The sequence below is a fragment of the Streptomyces sp. NPDC008001 genome (assembly GCF_042958085.1).
GTDB lineage: Bacteria > Actinomycetota > Actinomycetes > Streptomycetales > Streptomycetaceae > Streptomyces.
Window position 1 is genome coordinate 451,522 of record NZ_JBIBIZ010000007.1, and the last position, 14,083, is coordinate 465,604.

Genomic DNA, 14,083 nt, shown 5'->3' on the forward strand with positions numbered 1-14,083 from the left:
GACGACCATGAGCACTCCCACCAACGGCAACGGCCGGCTGGACGGTGCCGTCGTGGCAGTGGCGGGTGCCGCCGGCCCCGCCGGCCGTGCCACGCTGCTGCGACTGGCCGAGGCCGGAGCGACGGTCGTCGCCTCCGACGCGGACGCGGCCCGCCTCGCGGAGGCCGTGGACGCCGCCCGCTACGCCCACGGCGGCGCCACCGTCACCGGCGACATCGTGGACCTGCTGGACCTGGAGGCCACGCGCAACTGGGTGGACCGCACCGAGAAGGAGTTCGGCCGCATCGACGGCCTGGTCCACCTGGTGGGCGGCTGGCGCGGCTCGGCGACCTTCGCCGAGACCGACCTCGCCGACTGGGAGCTCCTCGAGAAGCTGCTCATCCGCACCGTGCAGCACACCTCGCTCGCCTTCGAGCCCGCCCTCCAGCGCAGCGGCAACGGCCGGTACGTGCTCATCAGCGCGGCCGGCGCCAGCAAGCCCACCGCGGGCAACGCCGCGTACTCCGCGTCCAAGGCCGCCGCCGAAGCGTGGACGCTCGCGCTCGCCGACTCCTTCCGCAAGGCGGGGGGCGAGGAGCCGCCGCCCGCTGCTGCCACCATTCTGATCGTCAAGGCACTGGTGCACGACGCCATGCGCGCCGAGCGCCCGAACGCGAAGTTCGCGGGCTTCACCGACGTCAAGGACCTCGCCGAGGCGATCGTCGGCGTCTGGGAGAAGCCCGCCAGGGAAGTGAACGGAACCCGTCTGTGGCTGACTCCGCAGCAGTGAGCACGAGCCCGTCGGCAGCGACCGACGCCATACGCCGGCACGACCCCGAGGTGCGCGGCTTCGCCAGCGACAACTACGCGGGCGCCCACCCGGAGATCCTCGCGGCGCTCGCCGTCGCCAACGGCGGGCACCAGGTCGCCTACGGCGAGGACGACTACACCGCCCACCTCCAGGACGTGATGCGCGGGCACTTCGGCCCCACCGCCGAGGCGTTCCCGGTCTTCAACGGCACGGGCGCCAACGTCGTCGCCCTCCAGGCCGCGACCGAGCGCTGGGGCGCGGTCATCTGCGCCTCCTCCGCGCACATCAACGTCGACGAGTGCGGCGCGCCCGAGCGCGTCGGCGGGCTGAAGCTGCTGCACGTGCCCACCGAGCACGGCAAGCTCACCCCCGAGCTCATCGACCGCGAGGCGTTCGGCTGGGAGGACGAGCACCGCGCCCAGCCGCAGGTCGTCTCGATCACGCAGACCACCGAGCTGGGCACCTGCTACACGCCCGAGGAGATCCGCGAGATCTGCGACCACGCCCACGAGCGGGGCATGAAGGTCCACCTGGACGGCTCGCGCATCGCCAACGCCGCGGCCACGCTGGGCGTTCCCCTGCGGGCCTTCACCACCGACGCCGGGGTGGACCTGCTCTCCTTCGGCGGGACGAAGAACGGCATGGTCTTCGGCGAGTGCGTCGTCGTCCTCAATCCGGACGCGGTGCGGGCGATGAAGCACCTGCGCAAGATGTCCATGCAGCTCGCGTCCAAGATGCGGTTCGTCTCGGCGCAGTTCGAGGCCCTCCTCAGCGGTGACCTGTGGCTGCGCAGCGCCTCGCACGCCAACGCCATGGCAGCGCGCCTGGCCGAGCGCGTACGGGCCGTCGAGGGCGTGGAGATCCTGCACCCGGTGCAGTCCAACGCCGTCTTCGCCCGGCTCCCGCACGACGTGAGCGAGCGCCTGCAGAAGCGCTACCGCTTCTACTTCTGGGACGAGACGGCCGGCGACGTCCGCTGGATGTGCTCGTTCGACACGACCGAGGCCGACGTCGACGCCTTCGCCTCGGCCCTCGCCGAGGAGATGGGCAGGAAGTAGCCGGCCCGGGGAGAGCCCCGAGGAAGCTGAAGGGGCGCCCGGCCGCACATGCGGCCGGGCGCCCCTTCCGTGGTGGATGAGCCCTAGCGGCGCCGGTCCATCGCCGCGGCCTGGGCCGGCGTGGGCGCCGTGCCGCCGAGGTGGGCCGGGACCCACCAGGTGTCGTCCGCGTCCTTGGGCCGCACCGGGTAGGCGCGCTGGGCCGCCTCCAGGAGCTCCTGGACGCGGGAGCGCAGCCGCTCGCTCAGGGTGTCCGGGTGCTCGCCCGGCTCGGCCGCCAGCGGCTCGCCCACCCGTATCGAGATCGGCACGTGGTTCCGGCCCAGGTCGCGCTTGTGGCCCTTGGTCCACAGCCGCTGGGTGCCCCACAGCGCCATCGGCAGCAGCGGCACCCCGGCCTCCTGGGCGAGCCGCGCCGCGCCGGACTTGAAGTTCTTCAGCGTGAACGACGGGGAGATCGTCGCCTCGGGGAAGACGCCGATGATCTCGCCGGAGCGCAGCGCGGCCAGCGCGTGCTTGTAGGCGTCCATGCCGGCCGCGCGGTCCACGGGGATGTGCTTCATCGCGCGCATCAGCGGCCCGGACACCTTGTGCCGGAAGACGGACTCCTTCGCCATGAAGCGCACCAGCCGCTTGGCGGGGCGGGCGGCCAGCCCGCAGAAGATGAAGTCGAGGTACCCGATGTGGTTGCTCACCAGGACCGCCCCGCCCCGCGCCGGGACGTGCTCGGTGCCCTGGATGTCGAAGCGCAGGTCGAGCGCCTTGAACATGGTGCGGGCGGCACCGATCACCGGGGGGTAGACGAGCTCTGCCATAGGGGGAGGATTCCTTCCGGGCCTTGGGAGGGGACTCCCGGGCTAAGTTACGCAGCCGTAGGGTTCGGCTTCTGCCAGATCGTGCCCGAATGCCCGGCCCGGGGCCAGCGAGGACGGCCCGGCGGCCGGGAGATCCTCATCACGTCCGGCCGGACGGCGAGGAATTTTCCGTTGTCCGCCCGATGCTGCACCGGTGGATGCGGGGGCACAAGGGCCGGGGCCCGCGCACGGCCGGGGGGCTGCGAAGGACAATGCATCACGCCGCCGCTCACGGCCGGCGAAGAGCAAGAAGAGCAAGACGTAAAGCAAGACGGAAGCAAGACGAAAAGAGGGACCGAGGGTGCGCGAGGGCGACGACGGGCTGCGGCTGGGGGCCGCCGACATCGGCGGGGAGCTCGGCGAGCGGGCCACGCTCGTGCAGTTCTCCAGCGCCTTCTGCCAGCCCTGCCGGGCCACCAGGCGGACCCTGGAGCAGGTCGCGGGCATGGTCGCCGGCGTCGCCCACGTCGAGATCGACGCGGAGGCGCACCTCGCGCTCGTACGGGACCTGGGCATCACCGCGACGCCGACCGTGCTCGTCCTCGACGCCGCGGGGCGCGTCGTGCGCCGTGCCGCCGGCCAGCCGCGCACGGCGGATGTGATCGCGGCCCTCGGGGCGGCGGTTTCGTGATCTCCGTGATCCCCCTCCCATCGGCCGGTCCGGCCTTGACGCTCCGCGCTCCGAATCGTCAGTGTGACGTTATGTGGTCAGGACCGTTTCTCCACGGACGTGCGCACGTCGACCTGATGCGGACGGCGAGCGCGTGCTGTCCGAGCCCGTGAGCACCGCGACGACCGTACAGACCGGCTCGACCTCCCAGCAGAAGGACAGTTCCATGACGGCCATGCCCGGGCTCGGTACCTCCCTCGCCACCCCCGAACTGCTGCGCTCCGTCTTCCGCAGGCACGCCGCCGGAGTCGCCGTGATCACCGCCCACGGCACGCACCCGGTCGGCTTCACGGCGACCTCGCTCACGTCCGTCGCCGCCGAGCCGCCCCTCGTCTCCTTCGGCGTGGGCACCGGCTCGTCCAGCTGGCCCGTCCTCGCCGAGGCCGAGCACGTCGGGGTGCACATACTCGGCGAGCACCAGACGGAGCTCGCGGGCACCTTCGCGCGCAGCGGCGCCGACCGCTTCGCCCCGCCCACCGGCTGGCAGCCGGGGCCGGAAGGGGTGCCGCTGCTGGACGGCGTCCTGGCGTGGCTGGTGTGCCGCGTGGTCGCCCGGGTGCCCGCCGGGGACCACCGGGTCGTGCTCGCCGAGGTCGTCGCGGGAGACACCGCCGGTACGGGCCGCCCGCTCGTCTATCACCAGGGGCGCTTCAACGGTCTGCGGGACTGAGACGTCCCGTATTTCCCGCGTTGGCCAGATCACAGCCGACCGGCCTTGCGCATGTGGAACGGGGTCGGTGTACTGACGAGTAACATTCCGTTCGGGGCGCGGCCCGCCACCGGCGGAATCCCGCCCCACAAGGCGCCTATGCTGCCTGCCAAGGCAGCTACGAAGAGACGATGCAGTAGGAGAGCCGGCGTGAGCTTGAGGATCGTTGTCACTGTGAAGTACGTGCCCGACGCCACCGGCGACCGGCACTTCGCCGAAGACCTGACCGTCGACCGCGACGACGTGGACGGCCTGCTCTCGGAGCTCGACGAGTACGCGGTCGAGCAGGCGCTGCAGATCAAGGAGGCGGCCGACGACGACGCGGAGATCACCGTCCTCACCGTCGGCCCCGAGGACGCCAAGGACGCGCTCCGCAAGGCGCTCTCCATGGGTGCCGACAAGGCCGTCCACGTCGAGGACGACGACCTCCACGGCACCGACGCGCTCGGCACCTCGCTGGTGCTCGCCAAGGCCCTGGAGCACGTCGGCTACGACCTCGTCGTCTCCGGCATGGCCTCCACCGACGGCGGCATGGGCGTCGTCCCGGCGATGCTCGCCGAGCGCCTCGGCGTCCCGCAGGTCACCCTGCTCTCCGAGGTCAAGGTCGAGGACGGCAAGGTGACCGGCCGCCGCGACGGCGACGCCGCCAGCGAGCAGCTCGAGGCCTCCCTCCCGGCCGTCGTCTCCGTGACCGACCAGTCCGGCGAGGCGCGCTACCCGTCCTTCAAGGGCATCATGGCGGCCAAGAAGAAGCCCGTGGAGTCCCTGGACCTCTCCGACCTCGGCATCGAGGCCGAAGAGGTCGGCCTGGAGGGCTCCTGGACCAAGGTCGACGAGGCCACGGAGCGCCCGGCGCGCACGGCCGGCACCGTCGTCAAGGACGAGGGCGAGGGCGGCAAGCAGCTCGCCGAGTTCCTCGCGGGCCAGAAGTTCATCTGAGCTCTCTGATCCCGAACGAACCGTCACCCGCCCCACTTTTTCCTGCAGGAGCAACGCCATGGCTGAAGTCCTCGTCTACGTCGACCACGTGGACGGCGCCGTCCGCAAGCCCACCCTCGAACTGCTCACCCTCGCCCGCCGCATCGGCGAGCCCGTCGCCGTGCACCTCGGTGCCGGTGCGGACGCCGCGGCGGCGACCCTCGGCGAGTACGGCGCGGTGAAGGTCCTCACCGCCGACGCGCCCGAGTTCGCCGACTACCTCGTCGCGCCGAAGGTCGACGCGCTGGAGGCCGCGGTCAAGGCCGTCTCCCCGGCCGCCGTGCTCGTTCCCTCCTCCGCCGAGGGCAAGGAGATCGCGGCCCGCCTCGCGGTCCGCATCGGCTCCGGCATCATCACCGACGCCGTCGACCTGGAGGCCGGCGCCGAGGGCCCGGTGGCCACGCAGTCCGTCTTCGCGGCCTCGTACTCCACCAAGTCCCGCGTCACCAAGGGCACCCCGGTCATCACCGTCAAGCCCAACTCCGCCGCCCCGGAGGCCGCCCAGGCCGCCGGTACGGTCGAGCAGCTCGCCGTCGCCTTCGGCGAGAAGTCCACCGGCACCAAGGTCGTCTCCCGCACCCCGCGCGAGTCGACCGGCCGTCCGGAGCTGACCGAGGCCGCGATCGTGGTCTCCGGCGGCCGCGGCGTCAACGGCGCCGAGAACTTCTCGATCATCGAGTCCCTGGCCGACTCGCTCGGTGCGGCCGTCGGCGCGTCCCGCGCCGCCGTGGACGCCGGCTGGTACCCGCACACCAACCAGGTCGGCCAGACCGGCAAGTCGGTCTCGCCGCAGCTCTACATCGCGGCGGGCATCTCCGGTGCGATCCAGCACCGGGCCGGCATGCAGACCTCGAAGACGATCGTGGCCATCAACAAGGACGCCGAGGCGCCGATCTTCGACCTGGTCGACTACGGCGTGGTCGGTGACCTCTTCGAGGTCGTTCCGCAGCTGACGGATGAGGTCAAGAGCCGTAAGGGCTGATCCACGGCCTCTTCTTCGGGCTGTGGCCCTTCTGGTCCCTGATCCCGGTTCTTCGCTTCGGCGAGGCCCCCGTACGCGATGCGTGCGGGGGCCTCGCCGCGTTCGGGGCTTCCCTCGGGACGGCGGCGGCCGGGGCCTGCCCGGTACGGGCCGGGTGGGGCGTTGACCCCCTGTCGGCGCGTCGATACCTTCGCCCGCACGGACAATCCGTTCCGGTACTCGGAAAACGCGGAGACGCGACATCGCGGAAGGGCGTGCAATGGGACAGGACCAGACGGTCGCGACCACCTTCGCCGGCTCGGTGAAGGAACGTATCGGCGCCGCTCTTGCGGACGTCGACGCCGATCTCGCGCGCCGCTACCCGGGCGACCCCGGCACGCGGCAGCCCGTGCACACCGTCTACGTCCCCGCCGACGTCTTCGCCCCCGACACCCCCCGCTTCTGGGGCGACCAGGCGCTCGCCGCCCTCGACGAGCACGCGCCCGACGCCGCGTCGTTCGCCGCCGTCCTCGGCCTTCCCGAGGCCCTCGCCGGTCCCGTCCACGACCGTGTGCGCGCCAAGCTGGAGCGGGAGCCCGTGGAGGACCTCCGCATCGACTTCGAGGACGGCTACGGGCCGCGTCCCGACGGCGAGGAGGACGCGGCGGCCGTCCGCGCGGCGCGGCTCGTCGCCCGGATGTGCGGGGACGGCACCGCGGCTCCCTTCATGGGCATCCGCATGAAGTGCCTGGAGGCTGCCGTCCGCGACCGCGGCATCCGCACGCTGGACATCTTCCTCACCGGGCTGATGGAGGCGGGCGGTCTGCCCGCCGGGCTGATGCTCACGCTGCCCAAGGTCGGTTACGCGGAGCAGGTGGCCGCGATGGCCGGGCTGGCGGAGGAGTTCGAGAAGGCGCGGGGGCTGGAGCGGGGGCGCATCCGCTTCGAGATACAGATAGAGACCACGCAGGCGATCGTCGGGGCCGACGGGCGCGCCACGGTCGCCCGGATGATCGACGCGGGGGCGGGGCGCGTGACCTCGTTGCACTACGGCACCTTCGACTACAGCGCCGCGTGCGGGGTGGGCGCCGCGCATCAGGCGCCCGACCATCCCGTGGCCGACCACGCGAAGGCCGTGATGCAGGTGGCGGCTGCGGGGACGGGGGTGCGGGTTTCCGACGGCTCGACGAACGTGCTGCCGGTCGGGCCGGCGGCCCAGGTGCGTGCGGCGTGGCGGCTGCATCACGGCCTTGTGCGGCGGGCGTTGGTGCGGGCGTACTACCAGGGGTGGGACATGCATCCCGGGCACCTGCCCTCGCGTTACGCGGCGGTGTACGCCTTCTACCGGGAGGGGCTGGAGAGTGCGGCTGCCCGGTTGGACGCGTACGTGAACCGGGCGGGCGGGGATGTGCTGGACGAGCCTGCTACGGCGCGGGCGCTGAGTGGGTATCTGCTGCGGGGGATGGATTGCGGGGCGGTGGATGCGGATGAGGTGGCTGGGTTGACGGGGTTGGGGCGGGGGAGGCTGGAGGGGTTGGCGGGGCGGGTGCGTTGAGGGTGCGTTGTGGGTGCGGGGCGGGGGCTCCGGGGCAGGGGTCCGGGACCGTATATTTACGGGCCCGTCCCCGGCCTCGGGATGGCGCCCTCTTCCTCATCGGGCCCGCAAATACACGTCAGCGTCCCGGACCCCTACCCCTGCGCCCCCACCCCTCGCGTCGTCCCCAGCCCTCCGGTTGTCCCCACTTCCACTGCGTGTTTCGGTCTCAGTTCTCCTGCGGGCGCAGTTCGCCCGAGCCCCGCACGATCAGGCGGGTGGGCAGCACCACCCGCCGCGGCGCCTCGGCGGCGCCGTCCAGGCGGTGGAAGAGCTGTTCGGCGGCGGTGCGGCCCAGGCGGGCCGCGTCCTGGGCGACGACGGTGACCGCGGGGGAGAGGAGGTCGGCCAGTTCGAGGTCGTCGAAGCCCACGAGGGCGACGGGGCGGGGCGAGTGGGCGAGGACGCGGACGGCCGTGGCCGTCACGCGGTTGTTGCCGGTGAACAGGGCGGTCACCGGACGCGGGCCGGCGAGCATCCGTTCCGTCTCCGCGCGGACGCGCCCCGGTGTCGTGGGGCCGAGGGACACCCAGGTCTCGTCCACGGGCAGGCCGGCGTCCGCCATGGCCGCGCGGTAGCCGCGCAGCCGCTCCGTGGCCGTGTGGATCCGCGGCCGGTCGCCTATGAAGCCGATGCGCCGGTGGCCGTGGGCGACGAGGTGGGCCACGCCGTCGCGGGCGCCGCCGAAGCTGTCGGAGAGCACGACGTCGGCGTCCATCCGGCCGGCCGGGCGGTCCACGAAGACCGTGGCGATGCCGGCCGCGATCTCCGGTTCGAGGTAGCGGTGGTCGTCGCCGGCCGGGATGATGATCAGGCCGTCGACCCGGCGGGCGCAGAAGGCCAGGGCGAGCTCCCGCTCGCGCTCCGCGTCCTCGGCGCTGGAGCCGTTGATGAGCAGGGCGCCGTGGGCGCGCGCGACCTCCTCCACGGCCCGGTTGAGGGGCGCGTAGAAGGGGTCGGCGAGGTCTTCGAGGACGAGCCCGATGGAGGCGGTGCGGCCCTTGCGGAGGATGCGGGCGCTGTCGTTGCGGCGGAAGCCCAGCGCGGTGATGGCGTCCTGCACGCGCCGCTCGGTGTCCGGGGTGACGCCCGGCTCGCCGTTCACCACCCGGGAGACGGTCTTGAGGCCGACGCCCGCGCGGGCCGCCACGTCCTTCATCGTCGGGCGGGCACCGTATCGGGAGGAGGGGCTGCGGGTGGGCTGGGCGCTGCTCGACACGGTGCTCGTCCTTACCAGGGGCCGGTGCGGGGTGACGTCGAGCATAGAGCCTAGACAACGTTGTCAGATCCGGACAGACTGGCCTGCGCAGAGCCCGTATCCGCGCCCGGCCAGGAGAGAACGTCCCCATGCGCACCGACTTCGCCGACCTTGTCGCGGCCCTCGACATCGGCGGCACCAAGATCGCGGGCGCTCTGGTGGACGACCGCGGCCGGCTGCTGGCCCGCGCGCAGCGGCCGACGCCCGCGCGCGAGGACGGTGCCACGGTGATGGGCGCGGTGGCGGCGGTGATCGAGGAGCTCGGGAGCGCGGCGCACTGGTCGCGGGTGCGGGCCGTCGGTATCGGCAGCGCAGGGCCGGTGGACGCCTCCCGAGGGACCGTCAGTCCCGTGAACGTCCCCGGGTGGCGGGACTACCCGCTGGTCGCGGAGGTGGCTCGGCGGGTGGGAGGCCTGCCGGTGGTGCTCGTCGGCGACGGTGTGGCGATGACGGCCGCCGAGCACTGGCAGGGCGCCGCCCGCGGGCGCGCGAACGCCCTGTGCATGGTGGTGTCCACCGGGGTGGGCGGCGGCCTGGTGCTGGGCGGTCGTCTGCACCCCGGCCCCACGGGCAACGCCGGTCACATCGGCCATATCAGCGTCGACCTCGACGGGGACGCTTGTCCTTGCGGTGCCCGCGGCTGCGTCGAGCGCATCGCCAGCGGCCCGAACATCGCCCGGCGCGCGCTGGAGGGCGGGTGGCTGCCGGGGCCGGACGGTGACCGGAGCGCGGCGGCCGTCGCTGCGGCGGCCCGGGCCGGGGACGCCGTGGCGCGTGCGTCGTTCGAGCGGGCCGCGCAGGCGCTGGCCGCGGGCATCGCCGCGACCGCGACGCTGGTCGAGATCGAGGTGGCCGTCATAGGCGGAGGTGTGGCGGGCGCGGGCGACGTCCTCTTCGCTCCGCTGCGCGAGCGTCTGCGGGATTACGCGACGCTCTCCTTCGCCTCCGGCGTCGAGGTGCTGCCCGCCGAACTCGGTTCCGATGCCGGTCTCGTGGGGGCCGCCGCCGCTGCGGCGCAGCAACTCGGCCTCTGGGCGGGGCGGGAGCCGGGCACGGCGTAGAACGCGCCGGACAGCAGCGGTACATACGGCTGCGGCGTTGCGCGCACCCGCAGAGCGCACCGGCACCGTGCCCCTCTCCCGCGTTTCCGTGGCAAGGTGTTCCGGGCACTTCACAGGGGGCTACGGAGAAGGGGGAACCGTGATCGTCTGGCTGAACGGCGCGTTCAGTGCGGGGAAGACCAGTACGGCCAGGGAACTGACCGGGCTGATCCCGGACAGCACCCTCTACGACCCCGAGGTGATCGGCGGAGCGCTGCGCCATCTGCTGCCGCCCAAGAGAATGGACGACGTCGGCGACTACCAGGACCTGCCGGTCTGGCGGCGGCTGGTCGTGGACGCGGCGGCGGCCCTGCTCGCCGAGGTCGGCGGGGTGCTCGTCGTCCCCATGACGCTGCTGCGCCAGGAGTACCGGGACGAGATATTCGGCGGCCTCGCCGCTCGCCGCATCCCCGTCCGGCATGTGCTGCTGACTGCCGACGAAACGATCCTGCGCGGACGCATCGCCGGACGCGAGGAATTCGCGGACGACCCCGAGCGCAGCGAGTCCGTCCGGCGGTGGGCACTGGACCACATCGCCCCGTACCGGGAGGCGCTGCCGTGGCTCCGCCGCGACGCCTACGCGGTCGACACCGGTGACCTGACGCCGCGTGAGGCGGCCGAGCGGGTCGCGGACGCGCTGCGCAGCGGCGCCGCCGGAGCCTGCCAGATCGTGCAGACCCCCGAGCCGACGGCCGAGACGCTCGCCGCCGGCGTACTGCTCTTCGACGAGGAGGACCGGGTCCTGCTCGTCGACCCGACGTACAAGCCGGGCTGGGAGTTCCCCGGCGGCGTGGTGGAGCCGGGCGAGGCGCCCGCCCGCGCCGGGATGCGGGAGGTGGCCGAGGAGATCGGCATCGAACTCCCCGACGTGCCCCGCCTGCTGGTCGTCGACTGGGAGCCGCCCAAGCCACCGGGCTACGGCGGCCTGCGGTTCCTCTTCGACGGCGGGCGGCTGGCCGGGGCCGACGCCGGCCGGCTCCTGCTGCCCGGCTCCGAGCTGCGGGGCTGGCGCTTCGTCACCGAGAGGGAGGCGGCGTCCCTGCTGCCGCCCGTACGGCTGAGCAGGCTGCGCTGGGCCCTGCGCGCCCGCGAGCAGGGGCGCCCCCTCAACCTCGAAGCGGGCGTCCCCGTCGGGTGATCCGCAGGCCCCGGCTCCCTGACGGGCCGGGGCCCGGCACCTGACCCGGCCGCGTCCGGGAACCGTCGATTCGGCGCGCTAGCGCTTCATCTCCGCGTACTTGCCCAGGAACAGGGCCTCCGCCAGGGAGAGCCGCTCCAGCTCCTCCGGCGACACGCTCTCGTTCACCGCGTGGATCTGCGCCTCCGGCTCGCTCAGCCCGATCAGCAGGATCTCCGCCTCCGGGTACAGCGCGGTGAGCGTGTTGCACAGCGGGATCGAGCCGCCCATGCCGGAGATCTGCATCTCCTGGCCCGGGTAGGCGATGCGCATGGCGTCGGCCATGGCCGTGTAGGCGGGGCTGCTGGTGTCCGCGCTGAACGGCTGGCCCTGGCCGACCTGCTCCACCTCGACGCGCGCGCCCCACGGCGCCGCCGCCTTCAGGTGCTCGGCCAGCAGCTTCGTCGCCGCCGCGGCGTCCGTGCCCGGCGGCACTCGCAGGCTGATCAGCGCCCGGGCCCCCGCGTGCACCGACGGGGTGGCCCCGACGACCGGCGGGCAGTCGATGCCCAGGACGGTGACCGCCGGGCGCGCCCACAGCCGGTCGGCGACCGTGCCGGAACCGATCAGCTCCACGCCGTCCAGCACCCTGGCGTCCTTGCGGAAGTCCTCCTCCGGGTACTGCATGCCCTCCCAGCTCGCCGCCGCCTCGGCCTCCAGGCCGGTGACGGTCGTCGAACCGTCCTCGGCGCGCAGCGAGTCGAGGATGCGGATCAGCGCGGCCAGGGCGTCGGGCGCCGCGCCGCCGAACTGGCCCGAGTGCAGATTGCCCCCCAGCGTGTCCACCCGGACACGGACGAGGGTCATGCCGCGCAGCGTCGCGGTGGCGGTGGGCAGGCCCACGCGGAAGTTGCCGGCGTCGCCGATGACGATGCTGTCGGCGGCCAGCAGCTCCGGGTGCGCCGTGGCGTAGCGCTCCAGGCCGCCGGTGCCCTGCTCCTCGGAACCCTCGACGATCATCTTCACACTGACCGGCACGCCGCCGTGCTCCTTGAGCGCGCGCAGGGCCGTGAGGTGCAGGATCACGCCGCCCTTGCAGTCGGCGGCGCCGCGGCCGTACCAGCGGCCGTCGCGCTCGGTCAGCTCGAACGGCGGCGAGATCCAGGCGGACTCGTCCAGCGGGGGCTGCACGTCGTAGTGGGCGTAGAGCAGCACGGTGGGGGCGCCGGCCGGGCCGGGGAGGAAGCCGTAGACGGACTGGGTGCCGTCGGGGGTGTCGAGCAGGGCGACGTCCTGGAACCCCTCGGTGCGCAGGGCGTCCGCCACCCAGTTCGCGGCGGCCTCGCACTCGCTCCGCGGGAACTGCTCCTCGTCCGCCACCGACCGGAAGGCCACCAGCTCGGCCAGTTCGGTCCTGGCGCGGGACTGCAGCGAGGCGACGGTCGCCGCGAGCTCGGCGGGGACCGGCCCGGGCTGCTGGTTCGAGGACGCTTCCATGGAACGCTCCTTGTGCACGCGGCGTTGTATCCGTACGAATGGGCGATTGTGCCGTCGATCCTCCCACGCCCCCGGCCCGCTCCGCCCACGGCCTTCCCGTGGCGGGGCGGCGAGGGCCTGGCCGTAGGATGCGGGCGGTAGCCGAAGCCGTGATCGAGCGGGAGTAGAAGCACAGGTGAGCAGCGACAACGCAGCCCCGGGCACGGGGCGGGACGCGGGTGGGGCCGGGGAGCCGGTGTGGGACGTCGTGGTGGTGGGTGCGGGGCCCGCCGGGGCTTCCGCCGCCCACGCCGCCGCCTCCGCGGGCCGCCGGGTGCTGCTCCTGGAGAAGGCCGAACTGCCGCGGTACAAGACGTGCGGAGGCGGCATCATCGGCCCCTCGCGGGACGCTCTGCCGCCCGGTTTCGAACTGCCCCTGCGCGACCGCGTCCACGCGGTCACCTTCTCCCTGAACGGCAAGCTGACGCGCACGCGCCGCTCCAAGCGCATGCTGTTCGGCCTCATCAACCGGCCCGAGTTCGACGCCGCGCTCGTGGAGGCCGCCAAGGATGCCGGTGCCGAGGTGCGCACGGGCGTGGCCGTCGCGCGCGTGGAGCAGCACGGCCCGGCCGTGCCCGACCGGCGCACGGTCGCCGTGGTGCTCGCCGACGGCGAGACCGTGCTCGCCCGCGCCGTCGTCGGCGCCGACGGCAGTGCCGGGCGCATAGGGGCGCACGTGGGGGTGAAGCTCTCCCAGGTCGACCTCGGTCTGGAGGCCGAGATCCCGGTGCCCCCGACGGTCGCGGAGGACTGGGCCGGGCGCGTGCTCATCGACTGGGGCCCGATCCCCGGCAGTTACGGCTGGGTCTTCCCCAAGGGCGACACCCTCACCGTGGGAGTGATCTCGGCGCGCGGTGACGGCTCGGGCACCAAGCGGTATCTGGAGGACTTCATCGCCCGCCTCGGGCTCGCGGGCTTCGAGCCCAGCATCTCCTCCGGCCACCTCACCCGCTGCCGCTCGGACGACTCCCCGCTCTCCCGCGGCCGCGTCATCGTCTGCGGCGACGCCGCCGGCCTGCTGGAGCCGTGGACCCGCGAGGGCATCTCCTTCGCCCTGCGCTCGGGCCGCCTGGCCGGCGAGTGGGCCGTCCGCATCGGCGAGGCGCAGGACGCCGTCGACGCCCGCCGCCAGGCCCTCAACTACGCCTTCGCCATCAAGGCGGGGCTGGGCGTGGAGATGGGTGTCGGGCGCCGCATGCTCGCCTTCTACGAGCGCCGCCCGGGCCTGATGCACGCCGCGCTGACCGGCTTCCGCCCGGCGTGGCAGGCCTTCACCCGGATCACCCGGGGCCAGACGACGCTCGCGGAGATCGTCCGGACCCACCCGGTGGCCCGGCGCGCGCTCTCCACCGTCGACCGCCCGTAGCTCCCTCGCCGTCGTCCGGAGCCCGTCCGGCCGCTCCCGGGCGGCCTCGCGCGCGGCGGGTACGGCTACTCCCGGCGGAGTAGACGCGCCCA

Annotated in this window: 13 protein-coding genes; 10 read left to right on the forward strand and 3 right to left on the reverse strand. The window is 73.4% G+C overall.

Going from position 1 to position 14,083, the window contains the following annotated elements:
- Positions 1-7: 7 nt before the first annotated feature.
- Positions 8-769, forward strand: a complete 762-nt coding sequence (locus ACFZCD_RS21040; RefSeq protein ID WP_391833134.1) for an SDR family NAD(P)-dependent oxidoreductase — start codon at positions 8-10, stop codon at positions 767-769.
- Positions 748-1,848, forward strand: coding sequence for a threonine aldolase family protein (locus ACFZCD_RS21045; protein ID WP_391832969.1), 1,101 nt, complete (start codon positions 748-750; stop codon positions 1,846-1,848). Before ACFZCD_RS21040 ends, ACFZCD_RS21045 begins: the two co-directional genes overlap by 22 nt.
- An 83-nt stretch (positions 1,849-1,931) precedes the next feature.
- On the opposite strand, the gene ACFZCD_RS21050 is transcribed toward ACFZCD_RS21045, so the two are convergent.
- Positions 1,932-2,663 carry a lysophospholipid acyltransferase family protein gene (locus ACFZCD_RS21050; protein ID WP_391832971.1) on the reverse strand — a complete coding sequence of 244 codons (732 nt, stop codon included), beginning with the start codon at positions 2,661-2,663 and terminating at the stop codon, positions 1,932-1,934.
- 340 nt (positions 2,664-3,003) lie between these two features.
- Between ACFZCD_RS21050 and ACFZCD_RS21055 the strand changes: the two genes are divergently transcribed.
- The 5 genes from ACFZCD_RS21055 (at position 3,004) to ACFZCD_RS21075 (ending at position 7,575) form a co-directional block, all read left to right on the forward strand.
- A complete protein-coding gene (locus tag ACFZCD_RS21055; RefSeq protein WP_391832973.1) occupies positions 3,004-3,333 on the forward strand; it encodes a TlpA family protein disulfide reductase in 330 nt (109 codons plus the stop codon).
- A 205-nt stretch (positions 3,334-3,538) separates the two neighbouring features.
- Positions 3,539-4,042, forward strand: coding sequence for a flavin reductase family protein (locus tag ACFZCD_RS21060; RefSeq protein WP_391833136.1), 504 nt, complete (start codon positions 3,539-3,541; stop codon positions 4,040-4,042).
- Between the two features lie 189 nt (positions 4,043-4,231).
- Positions 4,232-5,020, forward strand: coding sequence for an electron transfer flavoprotein subunit beta/FixA family protein (locus ACFZCD_RS21065; RefSeq protein ID WP_391832975.1), 789 nt, complete (start codon positions 4,232-4,234; stop codon positions 5,018-5,020).
- A 58-nt stretch (positions 5,021-5,078) separates the two neighbouring features.
- On the forward strand, positions 5,079-6,041 hold the full coding sequence (locus ACFZCD_RS21070) for an electron transfer flavoprotein subunit alpha/FixB family protein (protein WP_391832977.1): 963 nt from the start codon (positions 5,079-5,081) through the stop codon (positions 6,039-6,041).
- Positions 6,042-6,300: 259 nt separating this feature from the next.
- Positions 6,301-7,575 carry a DUF6986 family protein gene (locus ACFZCD_RS21075; protein ID WP_391832979.1) on the forward strand — a complete coding sequence of 425 codons (1,275 nt, stop codon included), beginning with the start codon at positions 6,301-6,303 and terminating at the stop codon, positions 7,573-7,575.
- A 208-nt stretch (positions 7,576-7,783) separates the two neighbouring features.
- Here the strand turns inward: ACFZCD_RS21075 and ACFZCD_RS21080 are convergent, their stop codons facing one another.
- Positions 7,784-8,773: a LacI family DNA-binding transcriptional regulator gene (locus ACFZCD_RS21080; protein WP_391833138.1), complete on the reverse strand. Its 990-nt coding sequence runs from the start codon at positions 8,771-8,773 to the stop codon at positions 7,784-7,786.
- Positions 8,774-8,961: 188 nt separating this feature from the next.
- Here ACFZCD_RS21080 and ACFZCD_RS21085 point away from each other — a divergent pair, with 188 nt between their 5' ends.
- Together ACFZCD_RS21085 and ACFZCD_RS21090 are read left to right on the forward strand one after the other, a co-directional pair.
- Positions 8,962-9,933, forward strand: a complete 972-nt coding sequence (locus ACFZCD_RS21085; RefSeq protein WP_391832981.1) for an ROK family protein — start codon at positions 8,962-8,964, stop codon at positions 9,931-9,933.
- Between the two features lie 139 nt (positions 9,934-10,072).
- A complete protein-coding gene (locus ACFZCD_RS21090) occupies positions 10,073-11,110 on the forward strand; it encodes an NUDIX domain-containing protein (protein ID WP_391832983.1) in 1,038 nt (345 codons plus the stop codon).
- 78 nt (positions 11,111-11,188) lie between these two features.
- Here ACFZCD_RS21090 and ACFZCD_RS21095 read toward each other — a convergent pair whose 3' ends face one another.
- Positions 11,189-12,586, reverse strand: coding sequence for a dipeptidase (locus ACFZCD_RS21095; RefSeq protein WP_391832985.1), 1,398 nt, complete (start codon positions 12,584-12,586; stop codon positions 11,189-11,191).
- Positions 12,587-12,761: 175 nt separating this feature from the next.
- On the opposite strand from ACFZCD_RS21095, the gene ACFZCD_RS21100 reads away from it, so the two are divergent.
- A complete protein-coding gene (locus ACFZCD_RS21100) occupies positions 12,762-13,991 on the forward strand; it encodes a geranylgeranyl reductase family protein (RefSeq protein WP_391832986.1) in 1,230 nt (409 codons plus the stop codon).
- Positions 13,992-14,083 lie beyond the last annotated feature (92 nt).